This is a genomic window from uncultured Fluviicola sp., from assembly GCF_902168135.1.
Classification (GTDB): domain Bacteria; phylum Bacteroidota; class Bacteroidia; order Flavobacteriales_D; family Crocinitomicaceae; genus Fluviicola.
In genome coordinates this window covers 1-19,156 of the sequence record NZ_CABHOL010000002.1, presented here as the reverse complement: position 1 = coordinate 19,156, position 19,156 = coordinate 1, and the positions used below count along the sequence as shown (strand labels likewise).

Sequence of the window (19,156 nt, the reverse complement as noted above, 5' to 3'; positions counted from 1 at the left end):
GGATAGGCAGGGCTGGACTGGGTTGCCAAACGGTAATTGATATTGATGATCGCGTGGCTCGGATAATACGTTTTTAAAGAATTCATCAAACTGGTAAAATCCGCTTTGTCACCACCGCTCCAGCCTCCTCCGTGAATCAGTACAAACACCTTGGTGCTCGAATTCCTGTTCGCAGGCAGATAGATATCCATCTTCTGCTGGTTGTCCGTTCCGTACGAAATATTTTGCAGGTTGTATGCTTGTGTTACATCATAGTCCGTTTCAGCACCGGGATTTTTCTTTTTACATGCTGAAAAAACAATCAGCAATCCGAAAATAACAGGGGTGAGAAGTGTTTTAAAAGAATTGAAATTCAATTGCATAGTTGAAGTCTTTCTACTAAAATACTTCCTTTTTAGTTGAAGTCCAAAATGGTCCGTCCGGGTTTCTAAGTTTTGTAGTGGAATTTGCGCCTTTTTTCTTAAAAGAATACGAAACGGGAATTTACTTTATTCGATTACAAATAACCCGTTTCTGATTGCGTATGTTACCAATCCGGCAACGTTCTTAGCTCCGGTTTTTGAAATGAGGCTTCTGCGATGGTTGTTAATGGTAAGCGGGGATACAAAGAGCGTTGAAGCAATCTCTTCGGTAGAGAATTCACGACAAATCATTTGCAGTACCTCAATCTCCCGGACGGTTAGCTTATTGGTTTTATCGAAAAAAGTATGTTCCCTTTTACTAAGTTCTTTCAGGAACGGGGTACGAATTGCTGCAGCATAATACTCTTCCCCCTGGGTTACGGTTTCAATTGCAAGTACCACTTCTTTGATGGAGGAATCTTTAGTCAGATAGCCGTTTGCGCCCAGATCATACGCCTGCATCATGTGGTTCAATTGATTGTGCATGGTAAGCATAATCACAGGGATATCTGAGTATTTGCTCTGTTTCAGCTCTTTCAAACACTCTGTTCCGTTCATTTCAGGCATTTCAGAATCCATTAAAATAACATCCACCGGTCTGGTTCTAAGAAGTGAAAGTGCTTCTCTTCCGTTAGAAGCTTCCGCAATCTCAAAAACAGGGTTGTATTGTTTTAAGAGCAGGTGAATTCCTTCACGGAACACAAAATGGTCGTCGACAATAAGTATTTTCATACACTAATTTTATGAAGCGGGATCATAACTTGCAAATTCATGCCGGACTCAACTTTTTGTTCATTCCAAACTTGCCTTCCATCTACAATTTCAATGCGTTTGGTAATGTTCTGAATTCCTAAGCCGGTTGTTACAGATTTCAATTGAAATCCTTTGCCATTATCCCGGTAGTTGAAAAACAAATATTCCGGATTTGTTTCGATTTCTATAAAAACCTCTGTGGCTTCGGCATGCCGTATCGTGTTGACCAGTAGTTCCTGGAAAACCCGGATGAGTGAAGTACCTTTATCGGGATCGATTGACGGGAGATTTTCCGGAACAGACAATTGAATGGCAATATTTCCGAATTCATTGATAAATGCGGCCTGTTCCCGGAGTACGGCTTGAAAGGATTTGGCAGAATTCACTTCAGATGAGATCATGTGCGAGATATTCCGGCATTGACGAATGGCTTCCCGCAACTGGTTTTGTATTTTGGTTAACAATTCTTTCTGGGACACCAATTCGGTTTGTTCCTGCAGGTAACCGATCTGCATTTGAGTGATGGACAGCATCGGGCCCAGGTTATCATGAACTTCCCTGGAAATAGTTGCCCGCTCACGTTCCTGTGCGGTAATAATGGACTCAATGGCTTCTGCTTCTCTTTTTCGAAGCTGCCTGTACAAACGTGTTATCACGATATAAATCCCTATCCCAAAGGTGATCAGGAGCAGAATAACAACCGTTAAGATGATTAAAATAACACGATCCATGTCTCAAAAATAGTTTTTTTACGGTTTAATTGTTTCAGCACGAAATAACAACTAAAACCGCAGGAAATCTTCTGTTTATCCTGCGGTGCAATGATTTTGGTAAGGTGGTGAAATGAAGTAAATCGGTGAATGTTTTTATACCTGGTCAAAGGTACAGTGATCAAAGAGATTGGATATGCTTAGTTCTAAGCATTTTTCACTTGCTTCCTACGCAATTTTGTGATTTCGAGTAAAAAAATCAGGGAGATTACATAATAAAGAACCACTGAGTTGAAATAATGCAAATAAAAAATAAGATCCGAAAACATTTTGTGGTCAGTAGTATTTGTCCATTGAGCTGATGTTAATATAGCAGCAAAGATGCTGAAAATCATAAAGGTGAGGCAGATTCTTAATTGGAATTTGAAATAGTCCGATTTGGGGCTCAAGAGTAAATCAGTCAAGAGTAAAATAATAGAAATAAAATGAGTGCCGTTAGTTAGTAAGGAAGATTCAGAAGATAATATACAGCGGGGGTGATAATAGCCTCCCAAAATGTAGTATACAATAACAACTGCATATAAAATGAAATAAGCATAATTTTTCCAGCGTGTGTATGTAAAGCAGTGTAAAAAGAACAAAAAGAATGGAAAATACAACGTGTGACCGATACTGTATATGAAACTGTTATATATCTGGTGCAAAGCAAGGTAGATTGCGATTATTTCACTAAGAAGATTAAGAAACAAGTAGATCATTAAAAACCATATACTCAATCGGAATTTTTTGAAAGACCGGGTTTTTCTCCACGCTTCGGGAAGTTTAGAAGCAGATCTGTTACTTTCCCGTAATAAAAGTGCCGCCAGAACCACACTCAGTCCCATTCCTGCTACGTAAATGTAATATTGAAGAGGCATGGTTGTTATTTGGTTTGAATGAGCCGCTGTTTCCTGTAAAGTTTGATGGATTCCGACAGAAAAATGAGGGTTAGGGAACTATAATACAGAACGATATTTGAAAGACTTATGTAAAAAACAATCATTGGTCTTGAGTTATACTCATCTTCATAATACCATTCAAAAGATTGGATTATCAACGAAACAACAGAAGAAAATAACATGGTTAAGGTCAACCTTAAGCGAAACTTAAACCAGGTGTTTTGGGGGGCAAGAAGCAGATCAGTCAAATGAATAAGTGCGGCCAGAAAAAGAGGAATATAAATAACCAGAATGGCAGTGCCTCCCAACACAGACCTCGGATGATAATAGCCCCCCGAGATAAAGTAGCTTAAGAGAACAATATAAAGAACGACATAAGAATAGCGTTTCCAGGTCGTGTGTGTATGAAGAAATAAAAAACCATATAGAAAGGGAGTAAATAACGAGGTGCTCAGGCTCATGACGTAGCTGTTGTAAATGCCCTTGGTTCCTAATAAGATTGCAATCAATTCACCTACGAAGACAATGGATAAATAAATGAGGAGAAGTGTAATGCCTTTTTTAAAAGTCTTTATATCTGTTAAGGCTGCCCATTTCTGAGGAAGTCTTGAAGCAGACTTGCGCAACAAACGAAGCAGGATTGCAGCTGATAAAACTGCTAAAAGCACGATTAAAAGATATAGAATGTATTCCGTTTTGATGATCTCTTTTTTGCAGTCAGGTAAATGTAAAATTATTTCTTTAAATACCTGGCTAATCAAGTCTTGTACATATTGTTGATCAGCCTGATTTTTGGCATTAATTTTGCTAATTAGTCGTTTTTCAGCAGCTTATGAGATACATGTTACTTTTTTTTACGCTTTTCTCTTTTGCCAAGCTATTCGGACAATTCAATATCGGGGCCGGAGGTGCATACCAGGTTGTGAATGCCGTTTCAACCTTAGGCAGAGAAGTTGTTCGGGCGGTTGAGTACAAGAAAGAAAAACAAGAGATCGAACAACGGGAAGCGGAATACAGCAACCTTGTTCAGCAGGGAGATCAGCTTTTTGATCAGGGTCAGTACCAGGCAGCATTGGATACTTATAACCAAGCCTCACAAATCAGGCAGGATCAATACGTCCGGGATCAGGTAGCGAGATGCCGCACTGAATTGGCTCGTATAGAACGGGAAGAATATCAATTGCTGGTAGATAAAGCAGATAGTTTGTACAAACAATTGAATTTCTCAGCCGCAATAACGGCTTATACGGAAGCCCTGGCAAAAAAAGAAGTCCCGTATGCACGGCAAAAACTCAAAGATGCTACAGCAGATCAGACTCGCTGGAAACAAGTCCAGTTTAGCGGTTTGTTGATTTCCGACAGAAGGGAAGAGAATTTGACTTCCAAGGCGTGCTTCAATGATCCGTATTCCGATTTTATACATCCGGGAAAATACGAGCTAATCAATAATTACCTGGTTTATTCCAATTATCAAACGCTGGACGGGATTGCAGTTCCGGAAAATATACACTTGGTCATTTACAGCGAGCCAAATTTCAAAGGGACGAAGCTATTGGATATCACAGGGCCTGCAATTATTAACAATGTAAGCAAAAAAGCACAGGGGAACTCTTCAGAGATCCAGGTTCGGGAATTTGCAGAGCCGCTTCAGGGTAAATTCCCCCAATCGGTACGGAACTGGAGTCCCAGTGATATGAATTCCTGGGTGAATGGCTCCATGGAGATTACAGTAAATTAAAACCTCATAAAATGAAAATAATAGTTACGCTACTAGGAATAATTTGTTCTGCTGCCGTCTTTTCACAAAATGCATCCGAGACAGTTATCGGGGAAGAACGTTTAGTAATTCGGGGAGAGGAAAATTCGGGTAATGCCTCCGAAGCTGTTGCGATAATCAATGCCATTCGCACCGAGGTACGAACCTCAAATCAGAAAACAGGCCAAAAGCGCGGGTTTACTGAGACGGATTATAAAAAACTCATTAATAAAGCAGACGAGTTTATGATCTTTAAACAGTATGATGATGCCATACTGCTCTATAAAGAAATTTTGACTGAACGGGAAGATCAATACGCAAAAGACCGCATATTGGAAGCTGAAGCCCTTCGTGCAAAACAGCAAAAGGAAAAGGAACAACTCGAAAAAGATGAAGCAATACGTTTACAAGCAGAACTAGTGCCATCTGCTACAAACACAAATACAATCAGTGCCTACGCAGTGCATTTTACCGGAGCACTCATGTCAGATGTGTCTTCGCTAGCACAATGGACCAGCGAGGCATTCAATATAGAAGATCCGTATTCCGATTTTTTGAAACCAGGACGCTACTCAGATATCGTAAGGGAACTTAAAAATTCTGGAGCACACACACTTGATGGTATTGCGATTCCTGAAAAGACCCGTTTGATCATCTATGAAAATTCCGATTTTACTGGTGCGGTCTTACTGGATGTTACCGGTCCTGCAATCGTCAATAACAGTTATAGGTATGGGGATAAGAGATTCAAACACATTTCTTCAAAATTGTTTCACGATAGTCTTCAGAGCAGGTTCCCACAATCTGTTCGAAGCTGGAGTACTTCCAACATGCATACCTGGCAGAAGGGTTCGATGGAGATAAAGACAGAAGGGGTGGAGTAATTCTCAGATGTTTAAATAATTGTTGAGTTTTCATATGCGGAAGCATTTGAGTGATGAAAGCTATCTGTAAACATTCGTGAGATAACGAAAACATGATATCATGTTTTGACTAATGTTTAGTGAGAATTTTGAGCGTAAGAAAATCTGCCTATCCTGAAAACCTGGGATCATTTTTACACATCATCCGGCATTCACCGCTCGGCAATATCCCGCCGAAATACTTATTTTTGAGAAAGAAACCTGAAATTATGCGTCATATATTCTTGTTAATCCTGCTTTTTACCGGTTCAATCCATTCATTCTTTGCACAGGAAGCAGAGAAACTGAAAAAGTACCAGTCAACCGTTTCGAAAAGTACCTATTCCAAAGGAGATACGATTGTCATCGGGGACATGGGGAAGAACGTATTCAGTGCAAAGAAAACTTATATCGGGATCTTTGTCAAAAACAAGAAAAATGTCTGTGGTTACAGCGAGTTAGATACCGTAATTGCCGGATCCAAATGCGTGATTAAGAATATCCTGTCATTCGGGGAGCATTGCACGTTTGATTTTAAGAATTCCGTCGTGTTTGAATTGCAGGGACCGAATAACCTGGTGCTGTTCATGCCTGTCGAAAAGGCTCTGCAGGCGAAAGAACTCATTGTTTTTACAAGTCCTTTTAATCCGAAAGGATTGGAGTACCTGGACGACCGTACGATCTTTCTGCTGAACCTCGAATACAGTAAAGAAACTTCTGCTGACAACGCATTTAAGTATTGTAAACTGGCCGATCCGGCAAAAGGAAAAGCCTATGAATTCAACCAGGAGGAATTTGAAAAAGAAAAAGCGGCATGGATTAAAAAACTGGATGCAGCCCGAAAAGAAGTGAATTTGAAAGACACCTTTATTATTCGTGTACCGGTTTACCTAAATAAATACCTCTTTGAAAAAGGAGAATTCCAGGTCTTCGACAATCCGGATGCTTATGGATCAAAACCTTTGAAATATGCGAGCGACAGTAAAGTGCTTTTCGATAATTACAAAGTCTTTTCAACCATCAAAGCAGCAAAACCAAATGCAGATTTTTTCCTGAATGTGAATACAGCGGATTACAACGGGAACAGGAAATCATTCGGAGAGGTCAAAGCGATCTGTACATCAATCACCAAAGACCCAACGGTAATGGTTACAGCGGATAATCCGGGAATCAACATCCTGCATTTCACTATACTGGAAATCTCGGTGGTAGATTCTGAAAACAAGAACTACAATTACATCGGGATGAAAAGGAAATGACGAAGAACGTTTCTGGCATTTCTAAGCGAAAATTCTTTAAGGTAGGTGATTCTGCTGAGATACTTGATTTTTAGTCTTGAGGTCTGTAAAAAGGCAAAAATCTTTATTTGGAATCAAAGGAATTAATTCATTTGATCCTACTGGATAATGATCAAAAACCTTGAAAATTAATCGGTTTTATTTCTCCTCATTCTGTTTTTCCGTTCTCATTCTGTCTACGGAAGCTTCTTATTCCTCGAAAACTGGCGCATCAATGGCAAAACCACCACCATCAGGATCGGCATGCAGAATAGCAGCGAAGGGTTTTCATTCAGCGATGTACTTTCGTCTTCCGTACACATATTCTGGAACACAACTCCTGCAAGCATGAAAAATTCGATGGTAAAAACCACGGCAGAAGCCAGTACTATTCCCAGGTTCTGGTTCAGGATGTAGGAAAACGGCGGATAAAAGAAGTAGAGTAGTACGATAACAATCACTAGGGCCAGTAATCCGATCAGGAACCACAGGTAAGATTCCCAGTTGTTTTCAGGAATGTCGCCCAGTGCAATGTCGTGGATAGAACCCACTGAAAAGTCAGTGAGTGTGTCCCGTATTTCCGGATTCCCATTGGTGAATCGCGCCAGGTAAAAATGGCTGTTCATTCGCGTAAACAGACCTACATTTTCAATATCGTCTTTCGAAAAAGGATCTCCTTCCACGTAATAATCATCAATAACATTGGTTGGGTCCAGTAAAACAACCTCACTGGCCATGATCATCAGGCTGTATAGAAAACCTTCATCGATTACTTCCGGGTCTTTCTGATTGTGAAAGAAAATTTTCAGTTTCATTGCTGAAATGTCATAATCTTTTGCTGCGTTCAATACCATTCGAACGGATTTCACAAACTGAGCCATAGCTCTTTTTTCCTTGAAATTGAAGTCGGGGAAGTAGAGGTTAATGGACTTGATTTTTACCGTATCTTCCTGTAATGTTTTGAAAATGTAGGAAATTGCCCGTACCTGGGCTTCTTCATTCCGTAGAAATCGATTGGTGCGGTGTGTACCGGTAAAACGGAACAGCAGTTCGTTGCTAAGCGATCCGACCGGCGGAACTCCGGCATTGAACTGAAGTTTTTTAAACTGAAGGTCGGTATCCAGTGAGAACTCTTTGATGGAAATGCTGTTTGATAAAGCTCTTGGAAAACGATGGTTGCCAAAATAATTGTAAAACAATTCTTTACCGGATACTTTGCTGAGATTCTGTAAAATACTGTCGAGTATTTTCTGGTTTTTGATAAGCTCGTTCAGGGTAATTTTTTCCCTGTAGTATTTTTTTAAAAAAGCATCCGCATCGGAAACATATACCGTGTCGTGAATGTAGATCGTGTCGAAATAAGGCTCGAAAAAGTAAGGATCTTCCAATGCGGGAATATCCCAGGGGGCAACGTAGGTCTGCCCGCGCTGACCTTGTCCTGCCGACTGGAAAACAATCACAAATACGAGTAATAATCCTGCAATATACTTCATCATTCCATTCTTAATTAACGAGTTTTCCTTCTTTTTCCAGTTCTTTTTTAATGGTCTCTTTCAGCATTTCCAAATTCAGTTTATTGGAATTTTTCGGGTCGAACAACTGCAGTGCGCACGATTGTACCACGTTGAGCATACTTCCTCCTGAAAGTTTAATAATTGCGGCTTCGCGCAGCAGTTCTTCCGATTGATCATCCAGCCATTCCTGTGGAATTAATCGCTGCCACAAATCGTAACGAAGCTGCTGGTTTGGAACCGGGAAGTACAAAATAGACTGAAACCTGCGGAAAAAAGCTTCGTCCAGGTTGTCCTTGATATTTGTAGCCAGGATCACCATTCCGGGAAAGTCTTCAATACGTTGAAGCAGGTAAGCAACTTCCTGGTTGGCATGACGGTCGTTGGAATCCGAAGTTTCGGTACGCTTCCCGAATAAAGCATCGGCTTCATCAAAGAATAAGATCCAGTTTTGGTGCTCGGCCCGATCGAAAATTTTCGCCAGATTCTTTTCCGTTTCACCGATGTATTTGGAAACAACCATCGATAAATCAATCCGGTAGACATCCATTCCATGCTGCTTTCCAAGCAATGAAGCTGTCAGTGTTTTACCGGTTCCCGGCGGGCCGTGGAACAAACAGCGGTAACCGTTTTTCAAAAATTTATCCAGTTTCCAGCGTTCCCGGATGGTGCTGCCATGTTCCAGCCATTGGGTGATTTGCTCCAGTTCCTCTTTGAGGTTGTAAGGAATAACCAGGTCTTCCCAGCTTAATTTGGTTTCCATGCGTCGCGCCGGAAAGTCGCTGTTGTAATCCGGGCGGTAATTTCCATCCCGGTATACTTTCGCAAGAAACTCGTCCGAAACACACAGTTTTCCGCTTAAATAAGGTTCCCCGGGCCCCTGTCCTTCCAAACGGATGACATTTTCCTTGTAGAACCAATGTTCCTGGTCGAATAGGTTTACCACCACTTTTCGCTTTTCCGGTGAATTCAGTGCTATTAAAAAAGCAAGTGTTTCACCGGTAGGTAAGAATCCGTTGTGGGAATTTCCTTTCCACCCTCCGAATTCCGTGTAGGGCCGGTCCAGGTTTTTATTCAAAATGAAGAACAAATCCAGGCTCTGCGGACTCACATGAGGCATTAGCGCCAGCAGCAGAGCTATTTTTTCTTCCCAATTGAGTTCCTTTCCGGTCCAATTGGAAAGCTCATCACCTTCAGGAAAAGGAATTTCTTCCAGCGACCGGTACTCATTCTCCTGTCCGAAGTAAAGAGCAAGCGCCGAATGGAGCAGGGTTTGGAAATATTGGATGGACGTTGTCATTCGGAAATTACTTGTTTAATTGAGCTGCTTTTGCACCCATGACGTCGGCTTCATTTTCAAGACTTACATCGTCATTGATGTTGGTGTTTTCCTTCAGTTGTTTGGTAGGCTGAACGCGTCCTTCTTTCTGCTGAACAACGTGCCAGGCCTCGTGTGGAAGGTGTTTTTCCTGTCCCGGGGCAACGTGAATATCCGTTCCTTGTGCATAGGCGTGAGCTTGAAGTGCTGCCGGTTGTGGAGAATTGTAATGCACTTTTACATCGTCCATGCTTTGCCCTGATAAACTTTCAACTCCTGATTTTAAGTTGTCGGGTAAGCCGGTCTTATTCTCTTTAAGCTGGGCAGGTTCTTCGTCCTCCAAACCTTCGAGCTGCGCCGTCTCAAATTTTCCCTGGAGCGGTTCTTCCTCGTCCATGGATGCCAATTGAGCAGTTCCTTTTTTGTAAGCCTGAAGAATAGAACCTTCATTTGCCTGGTTCTTTGCCTTTGCCTGAACAGCAGGACCGCTTGCCTGTTTTGTGTTTGCGTGTGTTTTCATAAGCTTTGTTTTTAATTACCAAATATGCACCCCACCATTGTGGCCGTGTTTTGCGTGAACCAGCATATCTACCAATACCATTTTATAAGGATCCTTTAAATGATGCCAGGTCCATTTTGATTTTCGATAGTTCGTTATTTGTGAAGCCTTCCCACCAGAACCGAATTTAGCTTTAGCCAATAAATGGTCTCCGATTGCAAAGTGCTGTGCGCGGTCTTTTGTATTGATCGTTTTTCCTGCCTTGGATAATTCTACTTCGGTGCCCGGGTCCACCGGATCACTCCATGCAGTTGGTACTCCATGTGTTGTGCTAAAATCAATACAGCCTTTATCATCCGTTTTGTAGGCAACATCTTTGTAAGCGCCATAACTCTTCGGACCGGAGACAACGTTCGGTTTCCGTGCGAATTGGGTAATACCATTTTCTTCAATATATTGATCGTTTGCTTTTTCATCCTCATAATTATTCAGCCCCTGATGATCAACTATATTAATTATTTCTTCATCCGCGTCATTTACCGTGGAATCTTCCTCTGATACCTTAAAATCGCCATCTATAAATTTGCCTATGATCTCATCCAGGCGATCCTGGTATCCCCGGTGTATGAGAAACTTTTTAATGTCTTCCAGATCCTCAGCTGAATTGAGCTTGGTTTCGGATAAGATTTTAGAGATTGATCGGGTAATTGGCAATCGTTGAATGACATTACCGGATGGACTAGTTGCAGATCCCGCTTTCAGTTGGACCGGTCCTTGCTTATAAGCCTGCAGAATAGTGCTGGTATCAGCCTGATTTTGTGCCCTCGACTGAATCAATTGATCCTTTCCTGAATTTATATGTTGCTTACTTACATTCATGCTGTCTTTTAGCCGTCTCTTTTTAACTTTTAACTTTTCAATTCTCAATTGTTTTTTATCTCCATTTCACCTGCAGTGCTTTCTGCATCCAGCTGAATTTGATTGTCCGGAAATTCCAGGGTACATGGTCCAGTAACATGTCGTATGCTTTTGCTTCAACAGTTAGTGAAAAGGTGTCTTCCAGTTCTTCCAGTCTTCCTTCCCGTCGGAGAAATCCTTCCTGCAAACCCGAAACCGTTGTATTTGCCAGACGGCCCCAATTTTGTAAAACGCCCTCCAGCATACCGTCAACCATGGTTTTTTCGTCATTTGTCAGAACGGATTTTCTGGGCAGCGGAATTCCCGTCTTGAAATTGGTCAGGAGTTTATTCAGCTGCAACGCGTATTCGGGGAATTCTCCATCTCCAAAAACGGCATATTGCGTGAGAAAAATAGCTTTGATCTGTGCGTCCCGGTCCCTGAATTTTCCATTGTCCGTTAATTCCATCATTGTAAAAAGACGTGGAAGGAAAGGAGCAAGGAGTACCATTCCTGCATTATCTACAAACTGGACTTTTTTATCTGTTTCTTCATCGGCTTTTTCCTCAATCTCTTCCGGATTTTCTTCTTCATCTAAATCCGGGTCCTCTTTTTTTGTATCTGTTAAGCCCAGATCTTTCTCAAGAATTTTGCCTAATTCCTTAAGGAGCATTTCTGGCTCATTCGGATGAATGAATTCACGCAAAACCCTGATTTTCTGTGTACGGCTTAAGCTTTTTTGTACCAGGTTCCATAGTTCTGCCAGTAATTCTTTTTGACTGCGGTGAGAAGCGTTTTTGGAGAACTTGAAAATAGTTTGGAGCAGGAGCTGCTGATTAATTTGAATATTCCATTTGCGTTGAATAAAATCAACCATTCGCTTGGTGATATCAAGGATCGGTGAAAGGAAATCCATCCACTCCAGGTTTTGCGAAATAGCATTGATCATCGGCATATTTTGCGCATTTTCAGTGAAATAGTGTACCAATATCTTTCTGTTCTCCAACTGCTTTTTCGAATAGAATTTAAGCCTTTCCTGCTCGTGATTTCCATTCGATTCGATCTTCAACTTGATGGAAGACAGGATCTTAAACAGGTTAAAAGGTAAGGAGAAATTTGAATTTCTGAAATCTAAATAGAAATAATCCACCAATTGTTTCAAAGTCAGGTTGTAATGTGCACCGGTTCTCTCTAAAATACGCTGAACAATGTGTTCCTGGTTGAATACCTGGCTTTTTACCTCTTCCAGTACATCGAAGAGAAAACTCCACTTTAAACGCTGAATGGAACCGATAACACGGCCTTCGATTTTTGCGTCTTTTCCGGAGTGGTTCAACACATACATGAATGCCGATAGTTCAATGGCTTTGGAAGGAATGATAATGGAAAGCAGACGGTGCCTGGCCGATTCTCCCAAACGGTCCAGAAGCAATTCCCGGTAGGCGGAAGAACTTAATTTCACTTTCAATTCCCGAAGCTGGTCCTTACTCAGTTTCGTTCGTTTCTCCAATAGCTGAAGCTGGAAGTTGATTGAATCGAAGGTCTTGGTTTGCTCCGATTTGGGTTTTCCCTGAACCAATTCCAGGTAAAACTGCCGGATGATCTCGCGAAGTTCCTGGTGAACTTTCCACTTGCTTGTTTCGTTGTAAGCAAATGAAATGATCTGCCAGATCTCAATGTTATAATGTGCAGAAAGCCGTTTGAAAACCTGCCAGACCAAATATTCCCGGTTAACAGCCGAACTTTTTGAAAGTGCCAGCAACGGAAGGATTACCTGCCATTTGAAAAGCATGAATTCTCCGCTAGATTTCCCCTGGAGAGCCCCGCTTTGGTTTTGTTTATTTAAATGTTGTGCATATTCGATCACAAAAGGAGCATCAGCAGGGACAAGTAATCGCACAAGGTCGAAAATTTCGGTTTCCCGAAGTGGTTTGATGATCTGCAGGACATTTTTTTCGTTTTCGAGCAAAGTTCGGAGCTGGTCCAACTCATTTTCATGCAGTTTGACGATGTTTTTGGAAGTTTTTATCTCGCGAAGAATATGCGGCCATTCTTCCGGTTTTTGCACCCGCAGCATTCTAAATGAGGTGTTTTCTTCCTGTTTCAGTTCCAGTAGAATGATTTGTAAACCGGATGGAATGGCACTTCCGAATCCTTCATCCAGGAAGAAAGTCACGATTTTTAATAATTCTCCGTAGCTTATGTTGATATGGGAAGCCAGGTTCCCGATTGTTTCACGTACAAAAAGCTTTTTGTTGAAAGCAGCGCTTTGGTTGCTCAGTATGTAAGCAAAGATTACTTTCCAGACAACGATGCGCCTTTCTTCTTCACGGATCGGAACATCGGGAACTTCTGCGTATTTGATGCGCAAAAATACAATGTACGACTGGATAAATGAGAACTCTGAAGGTGCTGCAAGTTTCACTGTTTCAAATAAGGCCGAATCTTCAAATTGGTAGATCAACCGGTGTTGCAAAGAGGTGAAATGCCCGTAAGATTTCAAAAATGAAGTCAATTCTTTTGCGCGGTTTTTTAAGACCTGCTGAAACAATTCAGTGATGTTCCCGAATCGATTTGCCAGGTTCCAGTTAAATGTTCCGTGGAGCAGGAAATGTTTTAAAGCTTCCAATTGATAATCTGCTTCTTCCAGGCGTTTATCTTCTTTCCTGGTCGGATAAAGGATTTCTTTCAACAGGCTTTCTTCCAGTTTTTCCTCCAGCAGGTTTTCGAAATCTCTTTCAAAATCATCTTCTGTAATTGTCCCCAGATCAATGTCCAGTTTGGAGATCTCAATTTCAAAACCATACTGGTCGCAGCGCATCAATACCCGGTCGGCAACAGCTGTAATGTGCTTTTCAGCAAAAAACTCGAAGTTCCGGTACCAATTTTGAACAAACTGTTCATCACTGGCTTGAATATGGAGCGCTATGGATGAAATACTGTTCATTGGATGTCGGTTAAGAATGCTTCACTGACTCTGAGAAATGCATGGATAGACTCTGAGAAATGGACTATTTTTTTAGTGTCCCGTACTGACAAAGCCTGACGCCATTTGAAATAGATTTGTTCGAAATCGTAAATATGGTCCGGTTTGACCTGGTATAATTGAATACTCAAATGTGCAGGAAGACGCTCACGCAGCAATTGCTTCAAATGGTCGTACATTTCTTTGTGCTCAAACCGGTTGGAAGCAATGATAGATAATGTGTTTCCTTCTCTCCGGTGTTTACGCGGGTACATATATTGCAATAGCCGGTGTTCAACCAGGTAAAACAAGTGTCTCTCCGGGTTCAAAAAGCGCATAAAGGCCCAAAAACGGTTGGCTGAACGAATCAAATGGTCCCGCGTTTTGTAAGTTCCGAGGATCATCCATTCTTCTTTGCCGGGGTAACGGAATACTAAAATCCAGCGGCCGTTTTCACTCAATTGGATCATGCGGTAATTTCCTGCATTTGCACCAACTTCCAGCAAGCTCTCAAATAGTGCATTTCTGCGGATCAAACTGATCTCCGCCTGGAGGGAAGCGAAATATTCTTCCCTCCAATCCATTTCCTGGGTTGGTATATTCTGAGGTGTTTCGTTGAAAATAGGATTGTAGAAAACTCCCGAAATCGGTCCGATATCCAGGTATACTTCGTATTGGTCAAAGAAAACAGAATCCGGAAGAAGGTCCAGTTCATGCTTTTTTAGCAGGTCGCGCACCGGGATTTCAGACTCAATTTTATGGCCGTGAAGCAGGGAGAAGAGTTCTTTAAATACAATGTTGCTTTCTGTTGGTTTTAATTTGTTGAAAGACCGGAAACGGTTCCTGTTGAGCTCCGGAAGTTCCCGGGTAAGTGAAGCCCGGTAATTATGTTTGGACTTGGATGGTTGGAAATCCTGGAACAATTGAGCAGTGTCCTCACCGTACAAGGTGTCCAGGATATCTATAAATCCCGATTTTTTCTTTTGGATAGCGGTGTTCGAGTGCAATTGATTGCCTTTTTTGAACTTAACAGGGTCTACTACCTGATCGATGTCCGGAATGGATACCAGCGACACTGTTCCCGGCGGCGTCGGTTCTGTAAAACTGATCAATTGAGGGGTGCTCTGGATCTGTTCGGTAACATCTGCCATCAGGAAATCCATCATCAGCAAATACCCTTTCAATTGGCGTACATGCGCGACGTTTCGTTTATTAGCTTCCGGGGGAAGTCCGCGGTGCCCGATTCCATAAGCATCCGGAAAATCCAACTGGAAGGAATGGTAATCGTGTATTTTGATTGGTTTTTCAGAAGTGTCCGTTTCATAAGTTGTTTCAATCCGGATGGGGCTCTCTTCCGCTTCTTTTTTTCGTTTGCCGATAACTTTCGTCAGGACCTGGATATCTTCCCAGCGCAGATCTTCACAGAGGTTCCGGTTTGCATGATAGAGCTCAAAAATCTCTTCTTTGATATGCTCCTCGCTGGTTATAGCCGTCTTATTGAGTGCTACGGATGCTTTAACCGTGTAAAAACCGTCCGAAAAACTGACCAGGCAGCTTTCAAGGATTCTTACTTTTTTTGAAACCTTTTTGTTGTTTTCCATCACATCGACCGTCATGAGTACTCCATCCAGGAACAATTTTTCATAGTCATCGGTTGTGACAATTGAATGCGAAAAAATCAGATCAGCCGGTAAAATTCCTTTGTCTATATAGTGATCGCTATCGGGACCAAGGAATGAACGGAAGGGAAGCTCCAGTTTATATTGAAGCTCAAACAACGCATAATTCATGTTGTCCGAAATAGTCACGCCGGGATCATGGATGTTGAAATCTGTCCAGACATCTCCGCTTAATTCCTGCAGACGTTCCAGTGTTTTTTCCTGGAGCTCCTGGTAAAAATTGTCCTTACGTTCGCGTTTTCGGATAAACATAGCTTATAAATTTTCCAGTAACGGGTTGTCCCAAAGTGAAGTAACGGATCCCCTGATAATAATTTCATTTCCAAGCATGAAGCGCGTTCTAACCTGTAGTTTGCAGGCACGGTCATTCTTCGATTTTACCCAGCGGATCAGTAGTTTGTTTCCAAAAATGCCAAAGTGCGACCTGACTTTTCGAATGCGTGGTTTGGCCCCGAAACAGTGGGTGGCATGAGCTATTAAAACGGCATGTTTCCCGGTGTGGCGTTTTCCCATGACACAAATGACTTCCAGAGCGTGGATTCCTTCCAGGTAATCGGTCAAATCCTGCCATTTTCCATTGGCAATCATTTTTTTGGTAACCGTTCTGCCTGAGCGCTGTTCGGCATGTAAGGTTCCTTTAATGGTTACGTCACTGCCTTCTTTCCCGATCTCAATTTCTCCGTTTTGTTTCAAGAGGATCGATTGTCCTTTGCCGGTATCATTGACGTGACTGATTTTCATGTCGTTATTCAATATGGCGAATTCCCATTTCCCACCCATGTCATCGGTCATGTTTTGAAGAAAGGTCATCACAGTACCTTCCTGCTCGGAAATAGGGGCAAGCTTTATTCCGGATTGAGCATCTTTTGAAAAACCATCATCCAGGATATTCACGGTTGAATCGATCAGATTCTTAAAATCATCAGCAGTAGGACGCTGTCCTTTACTAAAACCTTCAATTAATGTATTTCTGTTTCTGATTGCCATGATGCTGTTTTTTTAAAGGATAAATGTCTTCCCGATTTCCATGTCGCCTAAGCCGTATGGATCGGCAGTATTTCCTTTTTCCTCTACTTGTATAATGTGCGTTTCTGACGGAACGAATAGTTTGTAAGGCTTGTTAGGGATTAAGACCTGTTCTTCATCCTCCAGTTTGTATAAGTGATAATAATTCCGTTTACCGGCCTCCGTATTATCCTGCGATACACGGATCACGGCAAAATAGTCGATTTCAGCCACGAAATCAATCTCTTTGATTGCATTGTAAATACGCGACACATGAATAGGTTCACCGAATTTCGGAAGCACATCTTTTGCCTGCCAGGGAGCAATGAAGTTATCGCAAATTTCCTGGATGGCTTCCAAAGAAACCACCTGGTTCTTGTCTACCAGTCGGATGACGCACTTGACCTGGATTTCCTCGTAAACAGGATTGATGACATCTACAATGACGTTTTTCGATGCACGCGCACTCAAATAATCTTCAATCCTGGAAAGCAGTCCGGATGGAACCATTGGTTTGGAGTTGTCAATCGTCTTGAGCTTATTTTGCGGAATGACAACAACCGTTACAACCCCCTGTTTGCTGTTCTTGATATTCGTATTCGGGAGGCAGAGTACCTTGCCGATATCAGAAAACTCCTGCAGGGTCAGTAATTCGAAATCACGTGCAGTAACAGCTCTTCCGCGGTGGGTTACGTATTCGGAAACCCGTGCCTGCATGCTTTTCAGATCTTCCAGTTCCTGTCCGGCGTAAAAAGAAGTTATTTGCTCAATACTCGTGATTCCGGGGAGTTTTTTCTCCGGTTCAAGCGGACCATTCGAATTTTTGAACGATTGCATTTTTTCCACCGAAGCATCGTCTGTTTCCAGCACTACCAAACCTGCATTGTTGTAAACAGCGCGAATTTCAGGCACAAATTCGTGATTCTTTGCAAATCCGGTGCGGATCCATAAGATTCCTTCTTTATCGTATAAGTTCGGTGGAATATGCAATGGAAAGTTGTAAACCATGTTTCCGCTGACAGTCATTTGCTTGGTGTCGTCTTTCAAAATGAAGCCGCGCGGAATTTCTTCCCAGTAGTATCCGTCACCCCAATACATCACTATTTTGGGTATATCATCCACTGTCATTTCATTACTGATTGCTTCAAAAACCAGGAAGATTGAATACACTTCACCGCCTTTTACATGTTTGAATCCCATAAGAATACTGGCGTCTGTCTCCTGTGAGAATACAAAAGGAATCCCTGTATTCGTGCTGGAATCCAGCGAGGAAACCACCCCGAATGGGTGAAGCTGGTCTACAATGACATTGCTGTTTCGCGTGTTTTTACGCAGATCTATGATGTCCTCCGACTTGTAATCCAGGGTCATGTTCTCAACATGCGGGAAGATTGGAGGAAGTAAGACCGGCAACCTTCTTTTTCTCCATTTCTTCATCATCATTCGTTCGGTGAACAAATCGCGGTATTCCTGGTTCCCAAATCCCATATCCGGTTCTTCCAGGGTTAACTTGATGAAGCCGGTTCGCGTTTTAATAGTGTATTTATATGCTTCTTCCGAAAGTTCGAACGGAACCATTTTTTTGATGGATATCTTTTTGAAATCGCTTTCATCCGAAACAGGCTTGTCTATTTTGGCTGTTGTCGGGTCTTCAATTTCAGCATCACGGAATAAGTTGAACTTGCTTTTCCAGGTCGTTGGGAACCAGCTGTTATCACTTAAATAGCGTGTCCGTATTTTGAAGCTGTCGTTATCAATGTTTCCGGGATAAGCGGCATAGTGTCCTTTCATTCCTTTCGGATGCAGTGGAAGTTGGTTCCATTTGATGCAAACGTCAATGCTGCTCGTGTTTTTAATGGCCATTTCGTAGTTCCCGATAACCATCCAGGTCCCGGCGGAAGTATTGATCCCGAAAGGGGGGAATGATTTCGTATTATCGATTTTACCCAATTCGTTATAAACCTGCAGATCGTTGATTCCTTCTACCTTGGTGCGGATGAGGATGCGCTGGATCGATAGTTTATGAATCCAGGAGAAAGGGTAGAGCCATGCATCAAAATTTAGCCGGATCTGGATCGCCGGGAATTCAGAGACAAATCGATGTACTTCTTCCGTACAACCGGATGTGGAAGGAAATTCTTCAGGAAGAAGTAATTTCAGGATCAACCGGTTCCGGGTAGTGTCTTTTTTAACCTCGAAAACCGTCACATTTGTCCAGCCGGTAGGGGTACTGATAGTAATGTAGAACAGGTTGGTGAAAATGTTGGCCCGGATAGTCTGACGGACTCTTCGAATGCGGTTCATTTCCTGGTTGTCCAGTTTCATTTTGAGCAGTTCCTGGCGGGTGAACAAGAGCTTGTCGCCTTTTAAGTGGCTTAGTTTGAGTTTGGATAATTCGTGTTTGACCCATTTAAGGCGTTCCTTCATTTTCGGATCGTGCATATCCGATTTTTCCAGCTGTTGCTTCTCGTATTTTAATTTTTCGATTTTCAGCTTCAGTAATTCCAGCTTCACCAATTTCGGTTCAATAGCTTTCAGTGTTTTT

General features: G+C 42.0%; 14 protein-coding genes and 1 pseudogene. 3 read left to right on the top strand and 12 right to left on the bottom strand.

From position 1 onward, the window contains the following. The 4 genes and pseudogenes from QZT69_RS00150 to QZT69_RS00135 form a co-directional block, all read right to left on the bottom strand. Positions 1 to 362, bottom strand: a pseudogene (locus QZT69_RS00150) (carboxylesterase family protein); the annotation flags it as partial. A gap of 126 nt (positions 363 to 488) precedes the next feature. Continuing rightward, the gene (locus tag QZT69_RS00145) at positions 489 to 1,133 is read right to left on the bottom strand and encodes a response regulator transcription factor (RefSeq protein WP_294669262.1); all 645 of its coding nucleotides are present in this window, start codon (positions 1,131 to 1,133) and stop codon (positions 489 to 491) included. Beyond that, complete coding sequence (locus tag QZT69_RS00140) at positions 1,130 to 1,885, bottom strand: histidine kinase (protein WP_294669261.1); 756 nt, start codon at positions 1,883 to 1,885, stop codon at positions 1,130 to 1,132. The genes QZT69_RS00145 and QZT69_RS00140 overlap by 4 nt, the downstream gene beginning before the upstream one ends. Before the next feature lie 901 nt (positions 1,886 to 2,786). Next, on the bottom strand, positions 2,787 to 3,470 hold the full coding sequence (locus tag QZT69_RS00135; RefSeq protein ID WP_294669258.1) for a hypothetical protein: 684 nt from the start codon (positions 3,468 to 3,470) through the stop codon (positions 2,787 to 2,789). Positions 3,471 to 3,634: 164 nt separating this feature from the next. On the opposite strand from QZT69_RS00135, the gene QZT69_RS00130 reads away from it, so the two are divergent. From QZT69_RS00130 to QZT69_RS00120, 3 genes are all read left to right on the top strand, one after another. After that, positions 3,635 to 4,540 carry a tetratricopeptide repeat protein gene (locus QZT69_RS00130; RefSeq protein WP_294669256.1) on the top strand — a complete coding sequence of 302 codons (906 nt, stop codon included), beginning with the start codon at positions 3,635 to 3,637 and terminating at the stop codon, positions 4,538 to 4,540. An 11-nt stretch (positions 4,541 to 4,551) separates the two neighbouring features. After that, on the top strand, positions 4,552 to 5,442 hold the full coding sequence (locus QZT69_RS00125; RefSeq protein ID WP_294669254.1) for a hypothetical protein: 891 nt from the start codon (positions 4,552 to 4,554) through the stop codon (positions 5,440 to 5,442). A gap of 248 nt (positions 5,443 to 5,690) precedes the next feature. Beyond that, positions 5,691 to 6,719, top strand: coding sequence for a DUF4852 domain-containing protein (locus tag QZT69_RS00120; RefSeq protein ID WP_294669251.1), 1,029 nt, complete (start codon positions 5,691 to 5,693; stop codon positions 6,717 to 6,719). Positions 6,720 to 6,934: 215 nt separating this feature from the next. On the opposite strand, the gene QZT69_RS00115 is transcribed toward QZT69_RS00120, so the two are convergent. From QZT69_RS00115 to QZT69_RS00080, 8 genes are all read right to left on the bottom strand, one after another. Further along, on the bottom strand, positions 6,935 to 8,233 hold the full coding sequence (locus QZT69_RS00115) for a hypothetical protein (protein ID WP_294669249.1): 1,299 nt from the start codon (positions 8,231 to 8,233) through the stop codon (positions 6,935 to 6,937). A gap of 7 nt (positions 8,234 to 8,240) precedes the next feature. Further along, positions 8,241 to 9,548 carry an ATP-binding protein gene (locus QZT69_RS00110; RefSeq protein WP_294669247.1) on the bottom strand — a complete coding sequence of 436 codons (1,308 nt, stop codon included), beginning with the start codon at positions 9,546 to 9,548 and terminating at the stop codon, positions 8,241 to 8,243. A gap of 7 nt (positions 9,549 to 9,555) precedes the next feature. Further along, the gene (locus tag QZT69_RS00105) at positions 9,556 to 10,086 is read right to left on the bottom strand and encodes a DUF4157 domain-containing protein (RefSeq protein WP_294669245.1); all 531 of its coding nucleotides are present in this window, start codon (positions 10,084 to 10,086) and stop codon (positions 9,556 to 9,558) included. A 15-nt stretch (positions 10,087 to 10,101) separates the two neighbouring features. After that, entirely contained in the window at positions 10,102 to 10,944 is an 843-nt protein-coding gene (locus tag QZT69_RS00100) for an HNH endonuclease (RefSeq protein WP_294669243.1), read from the bottom strand. A gap of 55 nt (positions 10,945 to 10,999) precedes the next feature. Beyond that, entirely contained in the window at positions 11,000 to 13,909 is a 2,910-nt protein-coding gene (locus QZT69_RS00095; RefSeq protein WP_294669241.1) for a contractile injection system tape measure protein, read from the bottom strand. Continuing rightward, a complete protein-coding gene (locus QZT69_RS00090; protein WP_294669238.1) occupies positions 13,906 to 15,858 on the bottom strand; it encodes a hypothetical protein in 1,953 nt (650 codons plus the stop codon). Before QZT69_RS00090 ends, QZT69_RS00095 begins: the two co-directional genes overlap by 4 nt. Positions 15,859 to 15,861: 3 nt before the next feature. After that, the gene (locus tag QZT69_RS00085) at positions 15,862 to 16,593 is read right to left on the bottom strand and encodes a hypothetical protein (protein WP_294669235.1); all 732 of its coding nucleotides are present in this window, start codon (positions 16,591 to 16,593) and stop codon (positions 15,862 to 15,864) included. A gap of 12 nt (positions 16,594 to 16,605) precedes the next feature. Then, positions 16,606 to 19,156: baseplate J/gp47 family protein (locus QZT69_RS00080; protein ID WP_294669232.1), on the bottom strand; the 2,551-nt coding region annotated here is incomplete at its 5' end.